We start from the raw sequence: 1,025 nt of genomic DNA, 5'->3' as shown, positions 1-1,025 counted from the left end.
GCTTTCTCCGGCTGCACAGGTCTGACATCCATATCATTCCCGGAATCTCTGGAAATAATAGGTGAAAGTGCTTTCTACGACTGCACAAGTCTGACATCCATATCATTCCCGGAATCCTTGGAAATAATTGGGTCTTATGCTTTCAGAGGCTGTACAGGTCTGACATTGGTCACTTGTAATGCGATTGTCCCCCCAATAGTTGAGAATCTTTCTTTTGATAATTANACACTCAATCACGGTACCCTATATGTTCCCTCAGTTAGTATTCAGAAATACCAAAATGATCCCTGGTGGCGTTATTTTCAAAACATCCAAGGAATATAAATAGGTTTAATCATAGGATAATGTATTGGCGGAAGTCGTTTCTTTCGTCAATACATTATTTTTAAATTCATTTAGTTCTTTCTTGAAAATTAAAAAATGACAGATTTTGAAAATACTGAAAAATTGTATCATTTCACGAATTTCGAGGCTGCTTGTAAAATTTTGTCCTCAAAAACATTGAGATTATCCAAAATGAATAGTATGAACGATGTTAACGAATCGTTCAGAATGATATACAGCAGGTCAGAAGGTAAATGTTTTTCTTGGAGTACAACAGGAGCAAAGTATCGTCAGCTAAGTTTCTCCGAAGATACTGTAAGAACGCCGGGATTCCTGAACTTGCCTATGTGGGGTTATTATGCGGACAAGGGTCGAGGAGTCTGTATCGTGCTTGATAAAAACAAGGTTGTTGAAGAACTGCAGACACAAAGATTCTGGCATGGCAAAGTAAAATATGTAAAAAGATACGATAATGATTTGATTATTTCCTCAGAAAAAGAAATCGATAGGAGATTTCGAAGCGTGTTCTTTCGTAAAGATAATGCTTGGCGACATGAAAATGAATATAGGGTGGTCAGTAAAGATTCATCACTAAAAGAACTGAATATTGAAGAAAGTATAAGATGGGTGATTATGTATCATCTTGGGGAAGAATCAATTTACAACACCGCAGAATATAAAACTCTTNCAAGGATTCTTGA

The 1,025-nt window shown here is 36.5% G+C and carries 2 protein-coding genes; both read left to right on the top strand.

Annotated features, from left to right (window positions below; genetic code table 11):
- On the top strand, nt 1–324 hold a 324-nt coding region (locus tag JX312_RS13975), incomplete at its 5' end, for a leucine-rich repeat domain-containing protein (protein ID WP_204458528.1).
- Between the two features lie 96 nt (nt 325–420).
- Nucleotides 421–1,025 (top strand): DUF2971 domain-containing protein (locus JX312_RS13970; RefSeq protein WP_204458527.1); only part of this gene is annotated, 605 nt, incomplete at its 3' end.

It is taken from the genome of Barnesiella sp. CU968, from assembly GCF_905219685.1.
Classification (GTDB): Bacteria; Bacteroidota; Bacteroidia; order Bacteroidales; family Muribaculaceae; genus Lepagella; species Lepagella muris_A.
Note: the sequence above shows the minus strand (reverse complement) of the source record. Positions and strands in the feature narration are given on the sequence as shown.